The organism is Methanosarcina sp. A14 (assembly GCF_001729375.1).
In the GTDB taxonomy this organism is placed as follows: domain Archaea; phylum Halobacteriota; class Methanosarcinia; order Methanosarcinales; family Methanosarcinaceae; genus Methanosarcina; species Methanosarcina barkeri.
The window spans coordinates 1-20,675 of record NZ_LZPK01000044.1 but is presented as its reverse complement, the minus strand read 5'-3'; the positions used below and the strand labels follow the sequence as shown (position 1 = coordinate 20,675).

Annotated in this window: 19 protein-coding genes and 1 tRNA gene; 8 read left to right on the top strand and 12 right to left on the bottom strand. The window is 42.2% G+C overall.

The genetic code is table 11. The features are described 5' to 3' along the window. Positions 1-599: 599 nt before the first annotated feature. Positions 600-671, bottom strand: a complete 72-nt coding sequence (locus A9239_RS20095; protein ID WP_230629361.1) for a hypothetical protein — start codon at positions 669-671, stop codon at positions 600-602. 4 nt (positions 672-675) lie between these two features. Beyond that, positions 676-810, bottom strand: a complete 135-nt coding sequence (locus A9239_RS20090) for a molybdopterin-binding protein (RefSeq protein ID WP_230628936.1) — start codon at positions 808-810, stop codon at positions 676-678. 608 nt (positions 811-1,418) lie between these two features. Between A9239_RS20090 and A9239_RS03060 the strand changes: the two genes are divergently transcribed. From A9239_RS03060 to A9239_RS03050, 3 genes are all read left to right on the top strand, one after another. Next, complete coding sequence (locus A9239_RS03060; RefSeq protein ID WP_048121634.1) at positions 1,419-2,783, top strand: formylmethanofuran dehydrogenase subunit B; 1,365 nt, start codon at positions 1,419-1,421, stop codon at positions 2,781-2,783. 114 nt (positions 2,784-2,897) lie between these two features. After that, positions 2,898-4,985 (top strand): formate dehydrogenase subunit alpha, encoded by a 2,088-nt coding sequence (gene fdhF, locus A9239_RS03055; protein ID WP_048123534.1) that lies wholly within the window; start codon positions 2,898-2,900, stop codon positions 4,983-4,985. After that, a complete protein-coding gene (locus A9239_RS03050) occupies positions 4,982-6,187 on the top strand; it encodes a Coenzyme F420 hydrogenase/dehydrogenase, beta subunit C-terminal domain (protein WP_080941582.1) in 1,206 nt (401 codons plus the stop codon). Before fdhF ends, A9239_RS03050 begins: the two co-directional genes overlap by 4 nt. A gap of 134 nt (positions 6,188-6,321) precedes the next feature. On the opposite strand, the gene A9239_RS03045 is transcribed toward A9239_RS03050, so the two are convergent. From A9239_RS03045 to priS, 9 genes are all read right to left on the bottom strand, one after another. After that, positions 6,322-6,405, bottom strand: a tRNA-Ser gene (locus tag A9239_RS03045). A 125-nt stretch (positions 6,406-6,530) separates the two neighbouring features. Continuing rightward, positions 6,531-7,904, bottom strand: coding sequence for a TIGR00375 family protein (locus A9239_RS03040; RefSeq protein WP_048121632.1), 1,374 nt, complete (start codon positions 7,902-7,904; stop codon positions 6,531-6,533). Between the two features lie 100 nt (positions 7,905-8,004). Continuing rightward, positions 8,005-8,775 (bottom strand): proteasome assembly chaperone family protein, encoded by a 771-nt coding sequence (locus A9239_RS03035; protein WP_048121630.1) that lies wholly within the window; start codon positions 8,773-8,775, stop codon positions 8,005-8,007. Positions 8,776-8,784: 9 nt separating this feature from the next. Next, on the bottom strand, positions 8,785-8,940 hold the full coding sequence (locus A9239_RS03030) for an RNA-protein complex protein Nop10 (protein ID WP_048121628.1): 156 nt from the start codon (positions 8,938-8,940) through the stop codon (positions 8,785-8,787). A gap of 6 nt (positions 8,941-8,946) precedes the next feature. Next, on the bottom strand, positions 8,947-9,753 hold the full coding sequence (locus A9239_RS03025) for a translation initiation factor IF-2 subunit alpha (RefSeq protein WP_048121627.1): 807 nt from the start codon (positions 9,751-9,753) through the stop codon (positions 8,947-8,949). Between the two features lie 72 nt (positions 9,754-9,825). Continuing rightward, positions 9,826-10,014 carry a 30S ribosomal protein S27e gene (locus A9239_RS03020; RefSeq protein ID WP_011020692.1) on the bottom strand — a complete coding sequence of 63 codons (189 nt, stop codon included), beginning with the start codon at positions 10,012-10,014 and terminating at the stop codon, positions 9,826-9,828. A gap of 6 nt (positions 10,015-10,020) precedes the next feature. Beyond that, entirely contained in the window at positions 10,021-10,299 is a 279-nt protein-coding gene (locus A9239_RS03015) for a 50S ribosomal protein L44e (RefSeq protein WP_048121625.1), read from the bottom strand. Between the two features lie 540 nt (positions 10,300-10,839). Beyond that, positions 10,840-11,544 carry a hypothetical protein gene (locus A9239_RS03010; protein ID WP_048121623.1) on the bottom strand — a complete coding sequence of 235 codons (705 nt, stop codon included), beginning with the start codon at positions 11,542-11,544 and terminating at the stop codon, positions 10,840-10,842. Further along, positions 11,510-12,754, bottom strand: coding sequence for a DNA primase catalytic subunit PriS (gene priS / locus A9239_RS03005; RefSeq protein WP_048121621.1), 1,245 nt, complete (start codon positions 12,752-12,754; stop codon positions 11,510-11,512). The genes A9239_RS03010 and priS overlap by 35 nt, the downstream gene beginning before the upstream one ends. Positions 12,755-13,757: 1,003 nt before the next feature. Between priS and A9239_RS03000 the strand changes: the two genes are divergently transcribed. Next, positions 13,758-14,561, top strand: coding sequence for a formylglycine-generating enzyme family protein (locus A9239_RS03000; RefSeq protein ID WP_176722092.1), 804 nt, complete (start codon positions 13,758-13,760; stop codon positions 14,559-14,561). 303 nt (positions 14,562-14,864) lie between these two features. Here the strand turns inward: A9239_RS03000 and A9239_RS02995 are convergent, their stop codons facing one another. Beyond that, complete coding sequence (locus tag A9239_RS02995) at positions 14,865-15,185, bottom strand: hypothetical protein (RefSeq protein ID WP_048121618.1); 321 nt, start codon at positions 15,183-15,185, stop codon at positions 14,865-14,867. Between the two features lie 32 nt (positions 15,186-15,217). On the opposite strand from A9239_RS02995, the gene A9239_RS02990 reads away from it, so the two are divergent. From A9239_RS02990 to A9239_RS02975, 4 genes are all read left to right on the top strand, one after another. After that, complete coding sequence (locus tag A9239_RS02990) at positions 15,218-15,490, top strand: caspase family protein (protein ID WP_048121616.1); 273 nt, start codon at positions 15,218-15,220, stop codon at positions 15,488-15,490. Between the two features lie 186 nt (positions 15,491-15,676). Beyond that, a complete protein-coding gene (gene rqcH, locus A9239_RS02985) occupies positions 15,677-18,070 on the top strand; it encodes a ribosome rescue protein RqcH (protein ID WP_048156209.1) in 2,394 nt (797 codons plus the stop codon). Next, positions 18,067-19,119 carry an mRNA surveillance protein pelota gene (locus A9239_RS02980; protein WP_048121613.1) on the top strand — a complete coding sequence of 351 codons (1,053 nt, stop codon included), beginning with the start codon at positions 18,067-18,069 and terminating at the stop codon, positions 19,117-19,119. Before rqcH ends, A9239_RS02980 begins: the two co-directional genes overlap by 4 nt. 1,125 nt (positions 19,120-20,244) lie before the next feature. After that, a partial coding sequence (locus tag A9239_RS02975; RefSeq protein WP_304440479.1) for an S-layer protein domain-containing protein occupies positions 20,245-20,675 on the top strand: 431 nt, incomplete at its 3' end.

Here is a 20,675-nt window from a genome sequence, read left to right as displayed (position 1 = left end):
ATAATCACTTTTTTGTTTTTCTCCATATTCATTTATTCAAAACCGGTAAAGTTGATGTAATAAAATTTACTCTATTTATTATAGGTTTATTTATTTCAACTTAACAATTTTTTGGCTAATTTCTCTTATTGCATGAAGATAAGTTATGATTTATTTTTATAAAAAAGCTTCAATCACTTAAGTCATATATAAAATAAATGCATATGAATCAATCTATTATTTTTAGGAGTTTATTTATACTGATGCTCAATAATCAAATTTTTCGCGTGATATTCTGCATTATGAAGTTAAGTATCCAGAACATGATGATACATGTAAAACTTTTTTTAAATATATTGAGCCAGATCCAGGTTACGCAGATGTATGTAGACGTACGTAGGTGTGCACAGACATTCCAGACATGCATAGACATTCCAGACATTCCAGACATTCCAGACATGCACAGACATGCACAGGTATGTATAACTATAATACTTTTTTATCTCTTTTTAAACGAGTGTTGATGTTACCAGGTAGCTTTTTTGCACTTCTGCGGAATGCGAAATTAATTGTTTTTGACTATACTTTCTCATCATCAATTGATGATGAAAAATAAGCAGTTAGTCTGTGGCTATCGTCACACCTGAGGCCTTGAATGCTGCGTAGACCTCACTTCCTACTTTTAAGTTCAGACTTTCAGCTGATGTTTTTGTGATAATGAAAGTGATTTTCTGTTCCTCCTGGTAATTCTATTACGATTTCAGAGTTTACCATTTCGGGGATAATGCTTTTGACCTTACCTTCTAAGACGTTGCGTGCGCTTAGTTTCATATTTGATCCTCTATTTAAGACGGAAGTTATATTCCTATTAACTACTATATAACCATATCTACATATGAACCTTATGAACTTAATAAGGTCAGTTTTTTATCTATTGTCAACTTCTGAATGGGAACATAAAATTTCCGCTCAAAACAGTGAAGCGCCGATATATTTATATCTGAGTTACAAATTTATTTCTCAATACAAATTCTTTATATTAATCGTATGAATTTGAAATAGAATGTAGTTTACTGGTAACAAATGTAGGTCTGGAAATCTACTAACTGGTAAATAACAGCAAAAAATCTGAACATGGTTTTTTTCTATTGGGATCTGGAAAGGTATGTTCTCTCCTGAATTCCCCCACCCGTCTTCCAGAATGCAGGGAAAAGGCATATTCCTGAAAACCTGTTGACATTGAAGTACTAGTTCATAAAAATGGTACAGTGCTGTGAAATTATTGTTCACTGTTCATTAGCATGAAAACGAACTGCTGTGCAGTGTACAGAACAATGTTGAGAGGTAAGTTAAATGAAAGACGAGATGTTGCTGTCGATTTTTTCTGAAAAGTGTACTGAATATACAATATCAAAATTTTATGTCGGAGAACAGTGAGTATGATCCACAAAAATATAGTCTGTCCTGTCTGTGGGGCTGCCTGCGACGATATCCAGGTTGAAATCAAGGGTGGAAAGATTGAAGCTAAAAATGTATGCAAGATGGGAATTTCCAGATTTAATGAGGTTACAAGTCCCCAAAGGTTTAAACAGCCTCTTCTAAAGTTCGGAGGAAAATTAAGGCCGGTTTCCTGGGACGGAGCCCTTCAAATAGCTGCAGACATCCTGTCTTCGGCTAAGCGTCCACTGATTTCCATAGGCAGCGAAACTTCCTGTGAAGCACATGAAGTGGGGCTTATGATAGGGGAATATCTGGGTGCAATTGTAGATACAACTGGCAATGGGGCCACAGTAATGGGAACTCAGGAAGCCGGAAAAGTCGGTGCAACTGAAGGGCAGAAGAAAAACAGGGCCGACCTTTTGGTTTACTGGGGAACAAATCCACTTGAATCCATGCCCAGGCAGATGTCCAGATATGGGGTTTTCCCAAGAGGTTACTGGACCAAACGCGGGCGTTTTGACAGGACAATCATTACTGTAGACCCAAGAAAAACTCTAACTGCTAAAGCTTCTGACCTGCATGTGCAGCTTAAACCGGACTCCGACTATGAGCTAATAAGCGCGCTCTTGACGCTTTTACATGGAAAAACTCCTCATCATTCCGTAGAGGAGATTACAGGAGTTCCGATTTCTGTTATGGAAGAGATGCTCGGTATAATGAAGAACTGCAATTTTGGGACTATCTCAGTAGGAGTTGGACTGTCTTCATCTCCTGGGAAGTACAGGAATATTGAAATTGCCATGAACTTTGTGAAAGAGCTGAACAATTATTCCAAATTTACCATTGGAGTTATCCGCAGTCGCTGCAACGCGGCAGGTTTTAGCCAGGTTGCTTCTTACATGTATGGGTATCCCTTTGGGCTTGACTTCATGCGTGGATATCCACGTTACAACCCTGGAGAATTCACAACCGTAGATTTGCTTCGAGAAAAAGACGTGGATGCAGCTTTTGTAATGTGTTCTGATCTTTTGAGTCAGATTCCCCCTGACTGTGCAGCTTACCTTTCAGAAATTCCTTTGATTTGCCTGGATACAATTCCCTGTCCAACTACGTCTATCTCAGATATTGTGCTTCCGGGAGTAGTTGACTCCATAGAGTGTGAAGGGACTTTCTACAGGCTTGATGATGTGCCTATTTACTTTGAACCGTTCCTTGATTCCCCATTTAAATTCACTCAGAGTAATGAAGATACCTTAAAACAGCTTTTTGAAAAAATAAAAGAAGGAAAAACTCAGACTGGTTTTCTCCAATCTGCATTTAAGCAAGAGGAATCAATGCCTGCAATTTTGCCTGGAGTACTATGAAGTCCGCAAGAAAGCAGATACGGGTATGTGAATTGTTTAGAAAAATATCAGCTTATCATTAATGAACCATCATTTTACCAGAACATACCAATGTATTCAGGAGAAAACGGAAACATGGAATTGAAATATGTGCACACGACTTGTCCTTACTGTGGGACAGGATGTGGGTTTAACATTGTGGTAAAAGATGGGAGAGCTGTAGGCATTGAGCCCTGGCACCGGGCTCCAGTTAATGCAGGAAAGCTCTGTCAAAAGGGCAGATACGCTTATGAGTTCATCCATAGCAAGGACAGACTTGTAAAGCCGCTGGTGAGGGAAAACGGGCAGCTTGTAGAGACAAGTTGGGAAGAAGCCCTGGCCCTTATAGCAGGGAGATTCATGACTTTTCTCCCTGAAGAAATTGTTTGCCTCTCTTCAGCAAGAACCTCGAACGAAGAAAACTACCTTATGCAGAAATTCGCCCGTGTTGTCCTTAAGACTTCTAACGTTGACCACTGCGCAAGGCTCTGTCATTCCTCTACAGTCGCTGGCCTTGCCGCAGTTTTCGGCTCGGGAGCCATGACGAATTCCATCTTGGACATTGAAGAGTCTAAATGCATTTTCATTATTGGCAGCAATACCCTCGAGCAGCACCCACTCATTGGAAGAAGAGTAATGCTTGCAAAAAAGAAGGGGGCTAAAATAGTCTGTGCAGACCCTCGTTGCACGCCCACGGCAAAACAGGCAGATCTACATCTTTCTATGTATTCAGGCACGGACGTTGCCCTCCTAAATGGACTCATGCACCATATTATAGAAAATGGCTGGGAAGATTCGGCATTTATCTCAAAAAGGACTAAAAATTATGAGGAAATGAAATCCGTGGTTATGCAGGAGATCTATTCCCTGCCCAACGTCTCAAAAATCACAGGGGTGCCAGAGGATGACTTAAAAACCGCAGCCGAGTGGATTGCCCAATCAAAACCATCGGCTCTCATTTATTCAATGGGTATCACCCAACATACGGTGGGAGTTGACAACGTGAGGTCCACGGCAAACTTGATGCTTCTAACCGGAAACCTCGGAGTTCCAGGTGGAGGTGTCAACCCACTGCGAGGGCAAAATAATGTACAGGGAGCATGTGACATGGGCTGCTTGCCGGATGTATATCCTGGCTACCAGAAGGTTGCAGATCCGAAAAACCACAGGAAAATGGAATCTATCTGGGGGGTGAGCGGACTTCCGAAAGCCCCTGGGCTTACGGTTACGGAGCTGATGGAACAGCTTGCAGAAGGAACATCGACTGTGAAGTGCATGTATGTTATGGGAGAAAATTTCATGCTCTCGGACCCGGATCTAAACAAGGTGAGAAAAGCCATGAAGCAACTGGACTTTCTGGTCGTGCAGGATATTTTCCTGAGCGAGACTGCAAATCTTGCTGATGTTGTCTTGCCTGCGGCTTGTTATGCAGAAAAGAACGGGACCCAGACCAATACTGAACGTCGAGTGCAGCGGATCAGGAAAGCTGTAGACCCTCCGGGAGATGCTAAGGCAGACTGGCGCATCATTTGCGAACTTGCCGGGTGTATGGGGTACGGGCCTCAATTTTCCTACATGAACGAAGCAGAGATTTTTGAGGAAATCTCAAAGGTTACCCCTCAGTATGGAGGCATGAGCTATGAGCGCCTTGAAAAACCTGACTCTCTTCAGTGGCCCTGCCCGGATAAAACTCATCCAGGAACTCCAATCCTGCATACCGAAAAATTTTCCACCTCTGATGGGCTGGCGGAGTTTTCTGGTATTGAATGGAAGCCCCCAGCCGAAGTCCCGGATGTGGAATATCCTTTCATTCTTACTACAGGAAGAAACATCTGGCACTGGCATACAGGGACTATGACTCGCAGGTCGAAAACCCTTGCTTCCGAAGTCAGAACTGGCTGGGTGGAGCTTAATCCTAAAGATGCAAAAAAGTTGGGAATCCGCAACCGAGAAAAAGTCCGCGTACTTTCCCGGAGAGGGAAGATCGAAATCCCTTCAATGGTCACAGAAGACATAAAACCCGGGGTTGTCTTCATACCTTTTCATTTTAAGGAATGTGCAGCCAACCTGCTGACTAACGGGGCTCTCGACCCCGTGGCAAAGATTCCGGAGTACAAGGCGTGTGCGGTAAAAATTGAGAAAATAGAACCTCAAGAAAGTAAACTTTTGGAGGGACAGCTTTGAAACCGTCAGAAGGAGACATGTTTTATGTCCAGGCTTGTGACCAGAAATTACTGGAAAAAGGTGAGTCAGGCGGTGCGGTTTCAGCTCTATTGAAATTTGCACTGGAAAGCGGAAGTGTGGATGCGGTGCTCGGGGTCAGGAAAGGAGCCGACATCTATGATGCTGTACCTGTGCTGATTACGGACCCGGCAGAAATTTCGGAAATTTCGGGTTCCCTGCATTTCGGGACCCTTCTTCTGTCCAGGCTTTTCAGCAAGTACCTGGAAAAGGCAGAGAACCTGAAAATTGCAGTCGCCCTGAAAGGATGCGATGTCATGGGTCTTTATGAGCTTGCAAAGCGGGGAGAAGTCAGGCTGGAAAATGTCCTCATGCTTGGGCTAAACTGCGGAGGCTCAATAAGTCCGGAAATGGCAAGGAAGATGATTGTAGAAACGTTTGCAGTTAACCCTGACTTGGTTAAAAAGGAAAGGATTGCTAAGGGGAAGTTTATCGTTGAAACTCCTGAAGAGGAGTTTTCTATACCCATAGACAAATTGGAAGAGGCAAACTTTGGAAGAAGAAGTAACTGCAGGCGCTGCAAACTGAAAATTCCAAGGCAGGCTGATCTTGCCTGTGGAGAATGGGGCGTTATGGGTATGGAAGCAACCTTTGTTGAGGTATGCAGCGCAAAAGGCGCAGAACTACTTAAACAGGCAAAAACTGCAGGCGTGGTTGAAACTTTTCCCCCTGTCCCAAAAGGTGTGGAGATTCGGGGGAAAATCGAAAAGTCGATGCTGAAGCTGGCCGAGGGCTGGAGAGAAAAAGATTTTCAGTCGTTAGGGGAAGGAAAAACCCGCCTGAAACAGCTTGTGGATGAGACTTCACGTTGCATCAAGTGCTATACCTGCATTGAAGTATGTCCTGCCCTGTCCGGAACAAAAGTATCAGACTTTACTATCACCCCTGGAAAGGTTCCTCCATCCTTTGCCTTTCATGCACTACGCTATTCTCTTGTTGCAGATTCCTGTATCAACTGCGGACAATGCGAAGAACTCTGTCCAATGGATATCCCAAATGCCCTTTTTATGCATTCCTTTGCTGTGGAATTTCAGGAACTCTACGGCTATCAGGCAGGGCAGGACCTCTCCGTCCCGAATATCTCACCATTGGAAATTTTCCGTCAGAAAGAAAGCAGGAAAAAATCAGGTTGTAAAAAAAATTGAGGCACATAAAGTAGAAATAAGAGTGAGTTAAATATTGAAAAATATCAACTGATTGGTGGTGGGCCATAGGAAAAGAGAAAAGTCATTGTTTAAGCTCAAGTAATCTTTTTTTGAGCTTTTAACTCAAAGATTAGCGCCCAGGGCAGGATTTGAACCTGCGCTCTCCCAAAGAAGAAACGGTTTTCGAGACCGTCGCCTTACCACTAGACTACCTGGGCATTTTGTTTTAAAGTGAGAACAATTTCCGGGCGCTACCCTACGTTTTTAATGCAACGTGTTTCAGATGCAGGGATAGTGAATATACTTTCTTTCTTATATATCTTATTATTCTCGAACCTGTTTCTTAAAAATCGAAAAGTGAACTCTGGCCTGCATCATCCGGTTCCGTATTATTCGGTTCTTGATTACCTGGCTTTTCTTTTTCGGTTTCGCCGGGTTTTTTCCGGAGATTTTTCGCCCTATTTTTTTCGGGTTTGCTTGCTTTCGTGGGATTTATCTCCTCAAGATCTGCAAATGAAAGCTGTCCTGTTTGCCGGATTTCTTCATTTTTCAGGTTTTCAGGCAGCTCAAGCCAGCCATACTGGCCTCCTCCACCGGGATGGATTATGACATTGCCTTTCCTGAAAGCCAGGATCGCATTTACTATCCTGTCATCACCCACGACCTTCAGGTCTTCAGGCTCGGAGTAAATAAGAGCTTTGACTTCGTTTCCGAAGCGTTCTATAAGTTTGTTCCAGGCCGTTTGTACACCTTTTGTCTGAACGCTTGCATGGCCGAGAGCCATCTGGATAATTTCCGCAAGGGGAATGAGATGAAGGTAAGGAGGGCGGTATTCAGGATGTTTCGGCTCTTTAAAGTCTGCGAGTTCATTCACGCGGTCGAAAACCCCTTTCTTTATGACGCCTCCGCAGACCGGGCAGCGCCATTTATTCTCAACGGCTTCAGACAGCGGATACTGAGTAAAACACTTAATGCAGGCTGACCGATTGTATTTTCCCTCTTCGGGAAAGAACCCTACATTCAGGGTAGCTTTATACCCCTGTTCCCTGAGTATGGCTTTTTTCAAGCCATCAAAGGTCAGCTCAGGCACATCAAACTGCGTAAACTCCCTTGCCAGTTTATTGGTATAAGGGGAGTGGGCATCGGAGTTCGAAAGAAAAGTAAGGCGGTGAAGGTCCTGGATCCGGTCTGCATAGTCACTGTCTGCACTCAGACCAAGCTCCAGAAAAGAAATATAATCTGTCATATCCCCGTAGCAACTTTTCAGGCTGTCATGGTAGCCATAAAGTGCAGTCCAGGGGGTAAATGCATGGCAGGGGCCAATAAGGGCTCCAACGTCTTTTGCAATTTCTGCAAGTTCAGTGCCATTCAACCTGACACTGGGACGGCCGTCGGCTTCAAGGTTGCCGAAAGGAGCAATGCGCTCGGCCAATTCTTCAGCCTTTGAAACCGAAGGTAAAATCAGAAGATGGTGTACACGGTTTCGGTCTTCTATCTCGGTAGTTGGGATAAAATAAATCTCATCTATGCGGATTTCTTCATCTGAAACAGATACTCTTTTGATCTCTTCTAGCCACTTCGGATGAGTACAGTCTGCAGTACCGATTAATTCCATCCCTTTTTTTGAAGCCTCCCTGGCAATTGTCGGCAGTTCCATTCTTCTGGAAGATGCCATGGAGTACTTTGAATGGAGATGGAGGTCTGTATTGACTTTCATTTCCTTCCCTTTACCGGAAAATCCAACTTTTGGTGTTCACTTTAATTAGATAGCCTTAGCTAAATTCATACTTAATTCTCTGGTCATTTCTAAGACCACATCATCCTATATAGCGCAGGTCTTCTTCGGTAGGTTTGGCTTCCTGGATTGTCTGTTGTTCTTCTTTTTCCTTTAGCTTCTCAAGAATGCTTTCCATTTCCTCGGCCTTTTTCTCAAGAGACTCCATGTTTACTTCAATTCCGAACATTTTACAGAGCACTTTTAGAAGAGACTGGGCGCTTTTAGGGTCCATTAAATATCCTGGGGTCATACCCATAAGGCAGGCAGCATCAATGCCTCGCATCTTACTGAAAGCTACAAGCAGGCCAGAAGCTCCAACTATACCGCCGCTGGGTTCGGATTCTCTGAACTCTACCCCATACTCTTTGATTTCTTCGATCAGTTTCGTGTCATTTGCGACCCCAAGGACTGTATCTTCATAGGTCAGTTTGCCTGTGGGATACCCTCCGAGAGTGTAAATCCTCTTCACTCCAAACTCTTCTGCAATGTCAAGATAAAGCGAACAGAGTTCATAATGTCCCTGTGAAGTTGTACTCTGATGATCTCCTACAAGGAAAAGGATGTCATTTTCTTTTGCTTTTGCGTAGTATATAGTGTTGCTTACCGGACGGACTGTACAGTCTTTATTGACCAGTACCTGAGGTGGAAAATGCGGAGAATAAACTTCTATTACTTTTTCAGCCCCAAGTTCGTCTACCAGATGCTCTGCCACTAGCTTACCTACGAGTCCTACTCCTGGAAGTCCCACTACAAGGATTGGGTTTTTAAGTTCAAGGTTTCCTTTCAGGCGGACAAGTGTACTTTGTTGCATAACAATTCCTTATCCTTTCTTTGCCATTCTACGGTACCTGCCATAAGGGTCCTGAGGAGAAAAGCGAGCCGGATTTGGGGAGAAAGCTTTTTCCCCACAGACCGGACAAATTTCCCTTAAAGTGTACCTGCCGCAATTTTTGCATTTGCGGATCTTTTGTCCCAAAGGGTATCACGCCTTTGCCGATTCGATATGCCGCTTGAAAGTCCCATGTCCGCCAAGTTTGGCAATGGTATCGACTGCTATCTGGGCAGATTTTTTAAGGACTGATTCAGCTTTCTTGTAATCCGGGGCAATTACCTTGATTCGATATCTTGGAGCCCCTGTGTAACTTATTTCGAGCCTTATGTCTTTTCCATCAACGTCATCGACAGAATTTGCAGCACTCAGGGCTTGCTTTATAACTTCTACACCGTTTGGAAGGGTACAGGTCAGATCCACATAGCCTGCAATGTCTACAAAAGGCAGTTTGATGTTTTCCCCTGCTATCTTGATTATACTCTTTAAATATTTCTTATTAACTTTGACTCCTTTGAAGGCTTTCTCTCCTTCGATGGCAGCTTCTTCAAAGGCTAAATATGCACTTCCGAACTCTTCTACGAGTTTTTCGTGCAAAGCTTGCAGGGTATCCTCATCGGTATTTGTCTCTTCAGCCACGAACTGGAGCCACTTGGCGGCTTTTTGCTCATTTTTCCATTCCTGGATTTTAGCGCGCCTTTGGTGCTCGTTTACATCTTTCAATGAAAGGTCGATGTGGCCGCGGGAAGGGTCCACGTTAAGAACCTTGCAGACTATCTTCTGCCCTTCCCTTACGTAGTCCCTGACGTACTTGACCCAGCCTGCTTTTATTTCGGAGATATGGATAAAACCTTCTCTCCCTCCGAACTCCTCAAGCTCGACATAGGCTCCGAAATCCGTCACATTCTTTACAGTACAAACAACAAATTCTCCGACTTCGGGCCAGTTATCGTTTCCCATTCGCACCACTTCTCAAGTTTTATCTTTTTATTACCTGTTACTCAATGCTATAAAGTGCTTTTACCTGTTCGCTTATTCAAGCACTTCCAGAATATGAGTAGTGATTGTCGATTTTCCACCGGTTGGTTCGGCAAGGGTTCTTCCACAGACTACGCAGGTGATTTTACGGCTTGCACTCCCGAATATAATCTGTTCATTTTCGCAGTCGTTGCACTTTACGCGCAGGAACCTGCTTTTTGGCCTCTGGGTATAATCTACCATCTTATCTTACTCCTTGAACTCAAACTTCTTTGCCCTGAAACATGGTTTCTGGTAGGCTTTCTTACATACTGTGCAGCGGTATCTAAGCCAGATGCGTTTTGTGGGCTTGTCGCCACCGGGCACCTTGGAGAATTTCCCACTGTTTCCTATGCCCTGCTGTCTATTCTTCTGTCTTGCAATGCGAGTCATAGATGAAGCCTGACCCTTTCTGACCCTTTCAACCGTCATTTCCTGATGGGTTTTACAGTAAGGGCAGTAACTCCTGAACTTCTTTGGAATTTTCATTCTCTACACCTTTTTAATGATTATTGGTATGCAGCTTGTCTTCTCCGGCTTTCGCGGAAAGACACTATAGTAATACATATGGAAAGTAATACATATGGAAATTATACGTATGGCGTTTACGTACGGCATTTAGATCCTGGGAAGATCTTATTTGGGAAGCCTTTGATTAGATGAACTTGATATTTTTCAAACCTCTTTCGGTCTCGATATCACGATTAGAAACCTTCTATCAAGGCGAGGTCAAAAGCATTTACAAGGTTAAGGTACTACTAGTTTTTGCTCAAGCTTTTTCTTAAAAAGCCTGGTGCTATAAGGTTAAGCTATTATTAGTTTTTGCTCAAGCTTTTTTAAAAAGCTTGGTGCTAACAAGGTTAAGGTACACAAATATAGCTACACATATAAATACTCATACTATTACCTGATAGGCTTTCCGGCCTTCATGGCTTAACTCCGAATCTCCAACACTTCAAACTGCCTGCCGCCTCTTTTCTCAAGCTAAAACAAGCTGTAAATCTCAGGAAATTAATTTTTTCCAGGAAATCAGTCTTTTCCCGAGTCTTCCTGTCCAACAATCAGTTTAGCTGCATTGCGCTTTATCAGCCCTGTGGCATTGAGCTGCGGCAAAACAACGACTTCTTCGGCACTGACAGTATAATTTCGGCCATCTGCGCCTGTAAAGGTAGGCAGATCCTTCAGTATTCGGACAACAACGTATTCCTCATTTATATTGTTTTTGTCTGGAATTGCCCCTGTTTCCCCTCTGGCTGCAATAACAGGAGTCCTCATTTTTGCTTCTGTTCCCCCCTTGAAACCGGCAGAGAATTGTCTTTCCATGATTTCAGGCCAGACTGCAGTATTCTCGGAACCAGGGTACAGAATAGGACCTAAAAGTTCGATTTTTGCGGCTTTAATTCCTTGCAGTACGAGATCATAAAGCCTCTTTTCTACAGGAAGTAATTTTTCGATGTCTTTTGAAATCGGTTTATTCGCATTAGACTGGGTTGTTGCCCTGATTATAACTTTTCCTATCCTTTTCATGAAGATAGTTTCAAGGTCCGAAAGTGCTCTTTCATGCTCATCTTGAAGCATTTTGAACTCCGGAGAACGGGAATTGCCGATTTTTTCAATCTCTTCTTCGAGTTTCCGGACATATTTCTCAGCCTCCAGGTAAAAATCAGCTGGAATTGTCTTTATTGTCTGTTTTTCTTCCTTATACAGGACCTGGCTGATTTCTTCTATGTCCATACTCAGCAACACCTCTACAAATTAAGTACACTGCCGCATACTCAGGAACTTCCTGTATGCCCTCTTCTACTTTTAAGTCCTTACCCTTTAACTGCACCGAAAAAGGTTTTAAAACTGTTATTTTTACCGGCCTTTCGCCAAAGACAACAGCATCGGTAAGTGGGTCGAACTTCTCTAACTCGGACAAGGAAAGTTTCTTTACCAGCATACCTGACCCACCATGCAATGAGCCAGGCACCCGGATCAAACGTTTGATGTCTGCAGTCACGGGTTCGTCAACACTGGCTCCAAATCTGTGCAGGAAATCTTCAACAGACTCTCTCATAAAATAGGCAGCAATATCTTTAAAGTTTCTGACGTCAAAGTCAAGCCTTCCTTTCTCAAGGATATCCTTTAAACCATTTTCACTATTTGTAAGACTAATCAGTTTTTTTACTGTAGTATCCCCGACTTTCTCATACCTGCGAAGTTCGGAAAACATATCTTTTTTGTACCTCTTTTCGCATTCGTTTTTCATATAATCCGTAAGATAAAGCGCAATCCTTCTTCCCCAGCCTGAATCATGTCCCACAAGTGTGCATTTCATAGGCACGTTTTTCATTCCTTTAAATGTCTTTGAGCCGGTTCCGAATTCCCCATCCATGGGAACTTCCTTGAAAAAATATTTGAAATCAAGGTCTCTTCCGCTGAGATAATTTACGATTTCCCTTCTTTCAGCACTTCCAAGCTTCAGGACTTTTGGGCTTCTGACATGGAAATGATACCCTCTTCCTCCGGAGAATACCAGCTCAATTTCCTTCTCCGAAAACCCGAAATCATCTAAAAGGAAATCCATGAGCTTGAAAGTTTCCTTCTTTACAAGCTCCAGCATATCTGCGTAGTTTCTCGGGGCATCTGGAAGGTGGTCTGCATCAAGGTCGAAAATCAATTCTGCCCCTAGCCAGTTCTTCTCATTCATTTTCCGCGCATCAGGATATTCGTAATACGCAGTTGAATTGTAAACATGTGCAGGAGCCATGCCGTAAAGATAGTCAAGAACTTCTCCGGGTGAGCCGAAGGCCTTGTGTCTGTGCATCATCTTTTCAGGCATATTGTCAAAGAAGATGAAAGCCCATTCTCTGTTAGGCAGGTGGTCAGGAAGGCCTATTTTGGCATTTTTGTAATAGTTCTGGAAGCGAGTTTTCAAAAAGCGGGCGGTTCGATTATCCATAATTTCAGGGCTTCTGGTTTTGGATCTTAATTTAGGAGTTCTGATCAGGATTGCGGTTTAGAAATTCCGATCAGGGTATAGTTTATGGATTCTGATCAGGTATGGTTTACTATTTTAATCGGGTTTTGTTCAGTGATTTCGATCAGGGATTTTTATTAAATTCTTGGTTTGGGGTTTTTAACTTGGATGGATATAGGACTTAGCAGTTGAATTGAAAAATCAACAGTATCGGATCGCTAACTGTCTTAAACTTAACTTATATGCACAGTCTTTAACGCACTTGATTTTACTCCTCCACTGCATAAGTCCTAAACTGATTTAGTTAAGAGGATCTGGCTGGTTTTTTCTATGATAGATCAATCTCATATTTTACTTTTGGTTATATGAGTTTTTTTAAAAACGTTTAGCAGTCAATTTAAGTTTAGATAATTCTCTTTATTATGGCAGATACATAAAGACTCTTGATCCATGTATTTTGTGGCAGTAATGTTTAATCTCCTAGAACAACAATATGCAACGATATTATAACGAGTTCTAGTGCATCGATTCCAAATTATAAAAAATAAAACTGGACTTTGAAATCAACACTGTAATGAGTTTCTCATAAAAAACCATGGATGGACATGGATAAACACGAATTGAAACCACGCGAATTGAAACCATCTGTTTATCTGTGTTTATTTGTGTTTATCCATGATTTATTGAGGATATATGGACTTGCAGTACTAAAATCTAACAAATTAGAGCTAAAACCAATAATGAACTTGATAAGCTGAATATAAAAATCGATATGTATAAATTAAAATTCTAAATTGACAAATATGAATTGAATTATATTCTGGAAAATTGTAACGAAAAATGAAAATTGACAAATAAAAATTTAAAAACGAAAAGAAATAAGAATTAAAAGTGAAAATAGACAAACAATATTCGAAAATAGGAACTTCTAAGTTAAAAATTGACAACTCAATAGGTATTCTTATGGAGTGGGGTTTTGGGAATTATGAATATTAAGACTTACATTAATACAATTCGATACTACCTGAAAACTGAGGAAACTGAAGAGTCGTCTATTCTTGTACTGGCTGATAATCCGGATGATACTGAAACCTTTATCAGTCCTTTTACAGGTATACAATTTGCACTGATCCCGGCCGGTGAATTCGAGATGGGTTCACCTTTAGAAGAGAAAGACAGATCAGATTTCGAGTCTCCGGTTCATAAAGTAAAAATTAATAACTCTTTTTATCTGGGTAAATCCGCTGTCACGCAAAAACAGTGGAAAAAGATAATGGGCAACAATCATTCATACTGCAAGGGTGAAGACCATCCTGTTGAGATGATTTCCTGGAACGAAGCTCAGGAGTTTATCATAAAGCTGAATGAAATGGAAGGAACTGACAAATACCGCTTACCTTCAGAAGCCGAATGGGAATACGCCTGCCGCGCCGACACACAAACAAGGTGTTTCTTTGGTGAAGACGAGTCAATACTTGATGAATACGTCTGGCATGCTGGAAATTCAGGCGATAAGACTCATGTTATTGGCTGCAAGAAACCAAATCCCTGGGGACTTTATGATATTAACGGGAATGTCTGGGAATGGGTACAGGATAATTGGCACGATAATTATAATGGTGCTCCTTCGGATGGGAGCGCGTGGGAAGATGACAGTAGCCCTGATCGGGTTTCTCGTGGGTGCAGCTGGCTCTGCGAGACAGGTCTCTGCCGTTCAGCTGGCCGCTTCAAACGCAAAACTGAGAGTCGGCTTGCCAATCTCGGGTTCCGTCTGTTGAGGGAACTATAACTTTCTTTTTCAAGGAAACTATGACTTTCTTTTCAAGGGAACTATAATTTTCTTCTTTTTTACAATTAGTACTTAAACTTCAAATTATCTAAAAAATTTTCAAAGAAATCTCACTTTTTTCAAGCTTGTATTTCTTACTGAACAAAAATCTTAAATCATATATTCCTTAAAGGAAATATCAGTTTTAGATTGTTGAATAGCTGGTGGTAGAATACAGCAAGTTCTTGATACGTCTAATTTCTCTATCGTACTCACGTCTGAAGACGTTGAAACTTTTTCTGAGTATTGGCAGGAGCAGTGCTGTCAGCTATATAGTTCAATTTGCACGAATATACCTGATGGCTGGATAGAACCTTTAAAAGCCGATTGTTCTGAAGGGGATAAAGCTGATCTGACAACCATTTTCAGTACACTTGCAGTTTTCGGCATAACTGGTAAGGTCTTTGCAGAGATAATCCTTGAAGCAATGAAAACCTGGCTAGAGTACAGGCCAACTGCCGAAATTGAACTAAAATGCCCTGATGGAAGCGCGATTAAGATTTCAAAATTGCCCCTCACAAAATTATCCCAATTTTTTGAAGAAAACCCGCAGCTATCAGTCTTTGAAGGTCTGAGTTGTTTCATGAACTCCAATAAATAAATTATGCGTTAGCGTCATGACTGGCAAAAGAGTCGGGTTTGTTATTGGAAACAATTATCCAAATTCCAATAAAGAATTGAGATTTGCAGTAGCTGATGTTCTCGCAATGAAGGAGGTTCTTCTGAATAAAGATATTTGTGGGTTTGATGAAGTTGAAGAATCAATAGATGATACCTTTGTAGACGCAAGGATTAAAATTGAAAAAATACTGAAAAATGCAAACCTTGACGGATACTACCCTGGGGGTGGTAACTTCGGTTTGGATTTTCGCCTTTTGAGAAAATTGTAATCTTCTTTCCTTTTACTCCTTTACAACTTATGTCCAAACTATTACCATTTGATTCGTAAGGTGGATCATCGAAGGCTCGAAGTGTGCGAAGCCGCCGAGCCTGAGTGCTGAGCCGCTTCACTTTTATCTAATTTCACTAAATTCTTCAGTAATGCTTATACCAAAAGCCTCTATTATATCCACTTCATGAAGCAGGATATGTCAAGTGCCGACGTTGCTGCAGTTGTTGCCGAGCTGTCAGCAGGTCCAAAATCCATTATTGATGCGAAGATCGGGAAGATCTATCAGCCCACGAACGAGGAGATTCGCATCAACCTTTACGTTTTTCACCAGGGCAGGGACAACCTGGTTATTGAGGCCGGGAAGCGTATTCATCTAAGCAAATACCTCAGGGCAAGCCCGACGCTTCCCCAGGCTTTTCCAATGCTGCTTAGAAAATACCTGATGGGAGGCAGGATTGTATATGTGGAGCAGCACGACTTTGACAGGATCGTGAAAATTGGGGTTGAGAGAGCTGGAGTCCACAGTAATCTTATTGTGGAGCTTTTCGCCCCTGGGAATATACTTATTGTCGATTCGGAAAACAGGATTATTCTGCCTATGAATCCTGTAACAATGAAGGATAGGCGGCTTCGGAGTGGAGAAATTTACGAACTGCCTGAGGCACAGATAAGTCCTCTCAAGGTAAAGGATTCTGACCTTCTAAAGGAGTTTTCCAGATCTACGTCTGATATCGTCAGGACGGTTGCCACAAGGTTCAATCTGGGAGGAGTTCTGGCAGAAGAAGTCTGTGCCAGGGCAGGAATTGATAAATCAAAGCCTTCAAAGGAGGCAACTGAAGAAGACGCCTCCATGATCTGTAATGCAATGCACGATCTCTTTTCTCCGCTTTTGAGGATAGGAGCCGGAGATAAAGGCCACACAGAAGCTGAAACTGAAACTGAACTTAAATCCGATATCGAGTCTAAGCCAGAAACCGAACTTAAACCCAAAACCGAACTTAAACCCGAAACCGAACTTAAACTCGAAGCCGGGGTTGAAGGTGAGGCTCCTAAGCTCAGGCCTCAGCATGTGAAAAAGGAAATCAACGGAAAGCTGGAAACTTTCGACGTACTTCCTTTTGACCTTATTCGCTATTCAGGATTTGAAAAAGAGTATTTTGATTCTTTTAACACGGCACTTGATGAATTTTTTGGGAAAAAGGCACTTGAACAGATCGAAGAGGTAAAAGCAGCTCAGAAAAAGGAAAAAGCACTTGGCGTTTATGAACGGCGGCTTCTTCAACAGGAAGGGAGCATTAAAAAGTTCGAAAAAGAAATCGAGAAAAATAATACTCTTGCTGAGACAGTCTATGCAAACTACCAGGGTATCGAAGAGCTTCTTTCCGTGCTCAACAGCGCAAGGTCAAAGGGGTATTCCTGGGACGAGATCCGCTCAATTCTGAAGCAGGCTAAAAAGACCGTGCCTGCTGCGCAAAAGATTACAAATATTGACCCCCGGGCAGGAACTGTAACTGTAAACCTGGACGGGAAGAGTATTAACATTGACATCCGTAAGACAGTGCCGCAGAATGCTCAGGAGTATTATGAAAAGGTCAAGAAATTTAGCAAAAAAAGAGATGGAGCTCTCAAAGCTATCGAAGATACCAGGAAGGCTATGGAGAAAAAATCCGTGGCAAAGGCTGCAAAGGCAGGAAGAAAGCTTCATGCGTCCCGGAAAAAACACTGGTATGACAGGTTCAGGTGGTTTGTATCCTCGGATGGCTTCTTTGTTGTGGGAGGCAGGGATGCAGACACCAACGAAGATATTTTTAAGAAATACCTGGAAAAGAGAGACCTTGTTTTCCATACCCAAACTCCGGGAGCTCCTCTCACAGTTATCAAGACTGGCGGAGAAGAGGTTCCAGAATCTACCTTGCAGGAAGCGGCACAGTTTGCTGTTTCTTATTCCAGCCTCTGGAAGGCAGGGCATTTCAGTGGGGACTGCTACTGGGTCAAAGCCGAGCAGGTCAGCAAAACTCCAGAATCAGGAGAATATGTGAAAAAAGGAGCTTTTATCATCCGCGGGGAACGCAATTACTTTAAGGATATTCCTCTCGGCATTGCAGTCGGGCTTGAGCTCAAAGGCGAGACGAGAGTTATAGGCGGGCCTGTTTCTGCTGTCCGGAAACATGGGGATTATATCCTCGAAGTCGTCCCCGGGGCTTTTAATCAGAATGACATCTCTAAAAAGATCTACAGGATTTATGCCGACGAACTCAATGATCCCCGCTTTGTAAAGCAGATTGCCTCTCCTGACCAGATCGCTATGATGGTCCCACCCGGAGAATCGGACTTAAAGAGCCAGAAGCCGAAAAGGAAGGGAGAAAGGATTGAGGGTGAGGGCGAGGAACATGAGGATCCGGAAGTCGAGAACGAACCTGAAGATAACGAAGAAGAAATTGATAAGGAATTCGGACAAAACTTCGAAAAGGGAACTGAAGAAGAATTCAAGGAAAAACTCGCTGGAGAAATCTCAGAAATGAATGCCAGGAACGGAACTGAAGAGGAAATTGAAATGCATGGAGGGAAAAATGCATGAGAGTTACAAATCGCTCTCTTAAGGGACGGGAAGGCGAAATTTCAGTAACAGCCGAAACCCTTGATGACCTCTGGCACCTCAAATATATAATCGAAAAAGGGGACCTGGTTTTTTCGGTTACCAAAAGGAAAGCCGATTCGGCAAGTGACAAAATCCGCCCTGAAAAGGTTGAGAAGGTAAAGGTCAGGCTTGGAATCAGGATTGACGATATCGAGTTTCACAAATTTGCTAATCGACTGCGGTTACATGGAATGATAGAGCATGGGATGGATGCGGGCTCTTATCATACTCTCAATATCGAGATCGGAACCAATCTTTCGATTGTCAAGGAACGCTGGAAGAACGACCAGCTCCAGCGGATCAAGGATGCTGAAGAAGCCTCAAAGCGCCCGAAAGTTGTTATGGTAGCAATAGAAGAAGGCGATGCCGATATTGGCTTTGTGCATCACTACGGGATAGAGATCTATTCTCATATCCGGCAGTCTTCGGGAAAGCGAGAGACTGGCTTGAGAAATGAGTTTTTCAGGGAGGTTGTAGAACAGCTCAGGCATGCCGTTCCTGAGGAAGCGTCCATAGTTATTGCCGGACCCGGGTTTACTAAAGAGGATTTCATTAAATATTTCCAGGAAACCGAACCGGCTATGGCTTCAAAAGCCCTTATCGAAGATACCTCCATGATAGGAATGTCCGGCTTTCAGGAAGTTCTACGCAGAGGTGCAGTTGACCGCATTATGCAGGAATCCCGTATAGCTCGCGAATCCGCCCTTATGGAAGACCTGATCCGTGAGATCTCAATGAACGGCAAAGCTGCCTATGGCCTTGCCGATGTTAAGAATGCTCTAAATTTCGGGGCTGTCGAAACCTTGCTTGTTGCCGATGAAACCCTCCGGGAAGGACGGGAAAGAGGAGCGGATATCGATAAACTCCTCAGGGAAGTCGAACAAGCTCAGGGGAAGGTTGTTGTTTTCAGCACGGCCTTTGAGCCCGGAGAAAAGCTTCATAAATTGGGAGGAATCGCAGCTTTGCTCCGTTTTAAGGTTAGAGGCTGATTTTCGGCCAATCTTTTTTTTAACTGGGTTGCCGCCCTGCTCTGTTTTAAGGTGAGAAGCTGATCTAATCAGACGAACTACAGACGAATTATCTAATTTTCATTATTACATTATTTCTTACTCAGTGCTCTTATTGGTTCTATCAATCCGATGAGGGCGACAAAATTTTTCCAACTATGGTTGAACCCACAAAATATCTAGCTTTCATAGGCTTAATAAAACTTTAAATACATAATTATTTATATCTATTATAGGAAACAGGATTCCGTTTTCCTTTACTGATAATTAAATCAGTCCAGAGTAGAGGAAAATCAATTGATGAATAGAACGGCAGAGATAAAGCTTTCAAAACAAATTTTGCACGGGTTTTTGTTTGAGAGTTTCATCTTTTAATTTCTAACAAAATTTGAGGAAAATTTGAGGAAAATTTGAGGAAAATTTGAGGAAAATTCAAAGAGTATTCATACGAAGCCAATCTCAGAGTTCATTCCAAAACCAGATTTTTTTCTTAAGAATAAAGTAAAATATTTTTTATTTTGAACTATTTAAAATATAACTTTTCATCACAGTATAGTGGAAATCATTAAAATAAAGTTGTTTTAAACAAATTGTCCTGAATTACAATATTTTGAATACAAACTATTTCCTATGCGTTTGGTCATTATTTTAAAACAATTAAGTTTGTTTTATTCTAAAATAAAGTTGAACACAACTAAATTTGTGTATTTACAAGTTCTACGCTATGAACTATCAAATATGAGATGACGATTATGAAAGTATTTCCAGAAATAAAAGTTCCATTTACCCCAAATAAAAGTTTTAGAATTACGTCCCGTGACAAGAACTTCTATTGATAGTTTACAGGCTTCAATGCCGAGTGAAGGCTGCATTTGAGACTCCAAAAAATCAATTTAGGGTTTCGAAATGAATTAATTTAGTAAAATTTATTAACTACTTAGATTTATTTGTTGTTACGTTTCATTTAATAAATAACACTGTTACTGATATTATCTTGCCTATCGTATTTAAATATATGAACATAAATGAAAAGAGTGATAATTTCTTATGACATCCTATGCTAAAAAAATTTTACTTTTGCTGTTTGCTTCGCTTACAGTTTGTTCGTTGATCGTTCCTTCGGGTTTTGCAGCTCCAGCTCCAGCTATCTCTGGTTTGCCCCTCGACACAAACGAAACTTTATCCGATGGATTCTGCTGGAATGCTACCACTTTTGGCGGCTTTGCCTATCCTGTAAACAAGCATAAAGGTTTTGTAGCTTCTGAAAACTGGTGGGGTGAACGCCTTCAATATGTCGAAAAAGACGGCCAGGATGAACTTGGCAAGGGCCACCCCGGAAATCATGTAATCGGTGAAGGAGAACTTGTGTATACTACCCGTCCGTTTTCTTCCAAATATGGAGTTGTTTCCGACCTTGAACTTGATGCCAGTACAACTCCTAAGGAGCTTGGTGGTATGTTCTATTATCAGCTTCCCTGGTTTGGAAAACCGTATGTTGCCGTTGGAAACGACTCCACCCGGCTTGCAAAACTTGTAAT

What these genes read in the sequence shown, in the direction of transcription:
- A9239_RS20090 (WP_230628936.1), bottom strand. Translation starts at nt 810, where the DNA reads ATGAAACTAAGCGCACGCAACGTCTTAGAAGGTAAGGTCAAAAGCATT.
- A9239_RS03060 (WP_048121634.1), top strand. Translation starts at nt 1,419, where the DNA reads ATGATCCACAAAAATATAGTCTGTCCTGTCTGTGGGGCTGCCTGCGAC.
- fdhF (WP_048123534.1), top strand. Translation starts at nt 2,898, where the DNA reads ATGGAATTGAAATATGTGCACACGACTTGTCCTTACTGTGGGACAGGA.
- A9239_RS03040 (WP_048121632.1), bottom strand. Translation starts at nt 7,904, where the DNA reads ATGAAAGTCAATACAGACCTCCATCTCCATTCAAAGTACTCCATGGCA.
- A9239_RS03035 (WP_048121630.1), bottom strand. Translation starts at nt 8,775, where the DNA reads ATGCAACAAAGTACACTTGTCCGCCTGAAAGGAAACCTTGAACTTAAA.
- A9239_RS03025 (WP_048121627.1), bottom strand. Translation starts at nt 9,753, where the DNA reads ATGGGAAACGATAACTGGCCCGAAGTCGGAGAATTTGTTGTTTGTACT.
- A9239_RS03020 (WP_011020692.1), bottom strand. Translation starts at nt 10,014, where the DNA reads ATGGTAGATTATACCCAGAGGCCAAAAAGCAGGTTCCTGCGCGTAAAG.
- A9239_RS03015 (WP_048121625.1), bottom strand. Translation starts at nt 10,299, where the DNA reads ATGAAAATTCCAAAGAAGTTCAGGAGTTACTGCCCTTACTGTAAAACC.
- A9239_RS03010 (WP_048121623.1), bottom strand. Translation starts at nt 11,544, where the DNA reads ATGGACATAGAAGAAATCAGCCAGGTCCTGTATAAGGAAGAAAAACAG.
- priS (WP_048121621.1), bottom strand. Translation starts at nt 12,754, where the DNA reads ATGGATAATCGAACCGCCCGCTTTTTGAAAACTCGCTTCCAGAACTAT.
- A9239_RS03000 (WP_176722092.1), top strand. Translation starts at nt 13,758, where the DNA reads ATGAATATTAAGACTTACATTAATACAATTCGATACTACCTGAAAACT.
- A9239_RS02995 (WP_048121618.1), bottom strand. Translation starts at nt 15,185, where the DNA reads ATGAAACAACTCAGACCTTCAAAGACTGATAGCTGCGGGTTTTCTTCA.
- A9239_RS02990 (WP_048121616.1), top strand. Translation starts at nt 15,218, where the DNA reads ATGACTGGCAAAAGAGTCGGGTTTGTTATTGGAAACAATTATCCAAAT.
- rqcH (WP_048156209.1), top strand. Translation starts at nt 15,677, where the DNA reads ATGAAGCAGGATATGTCAAGTGCCGACGTTGCTGCAGTTGTTGCCGAG.
- A9239_RS02980 (WP_048121613.1), top strand. Translation starts at nt 18,067, where the DNA reads ATGAGAGTTACAAATCGCTCTCTTAAGGGACGGGAAGGCGAAATTTCA.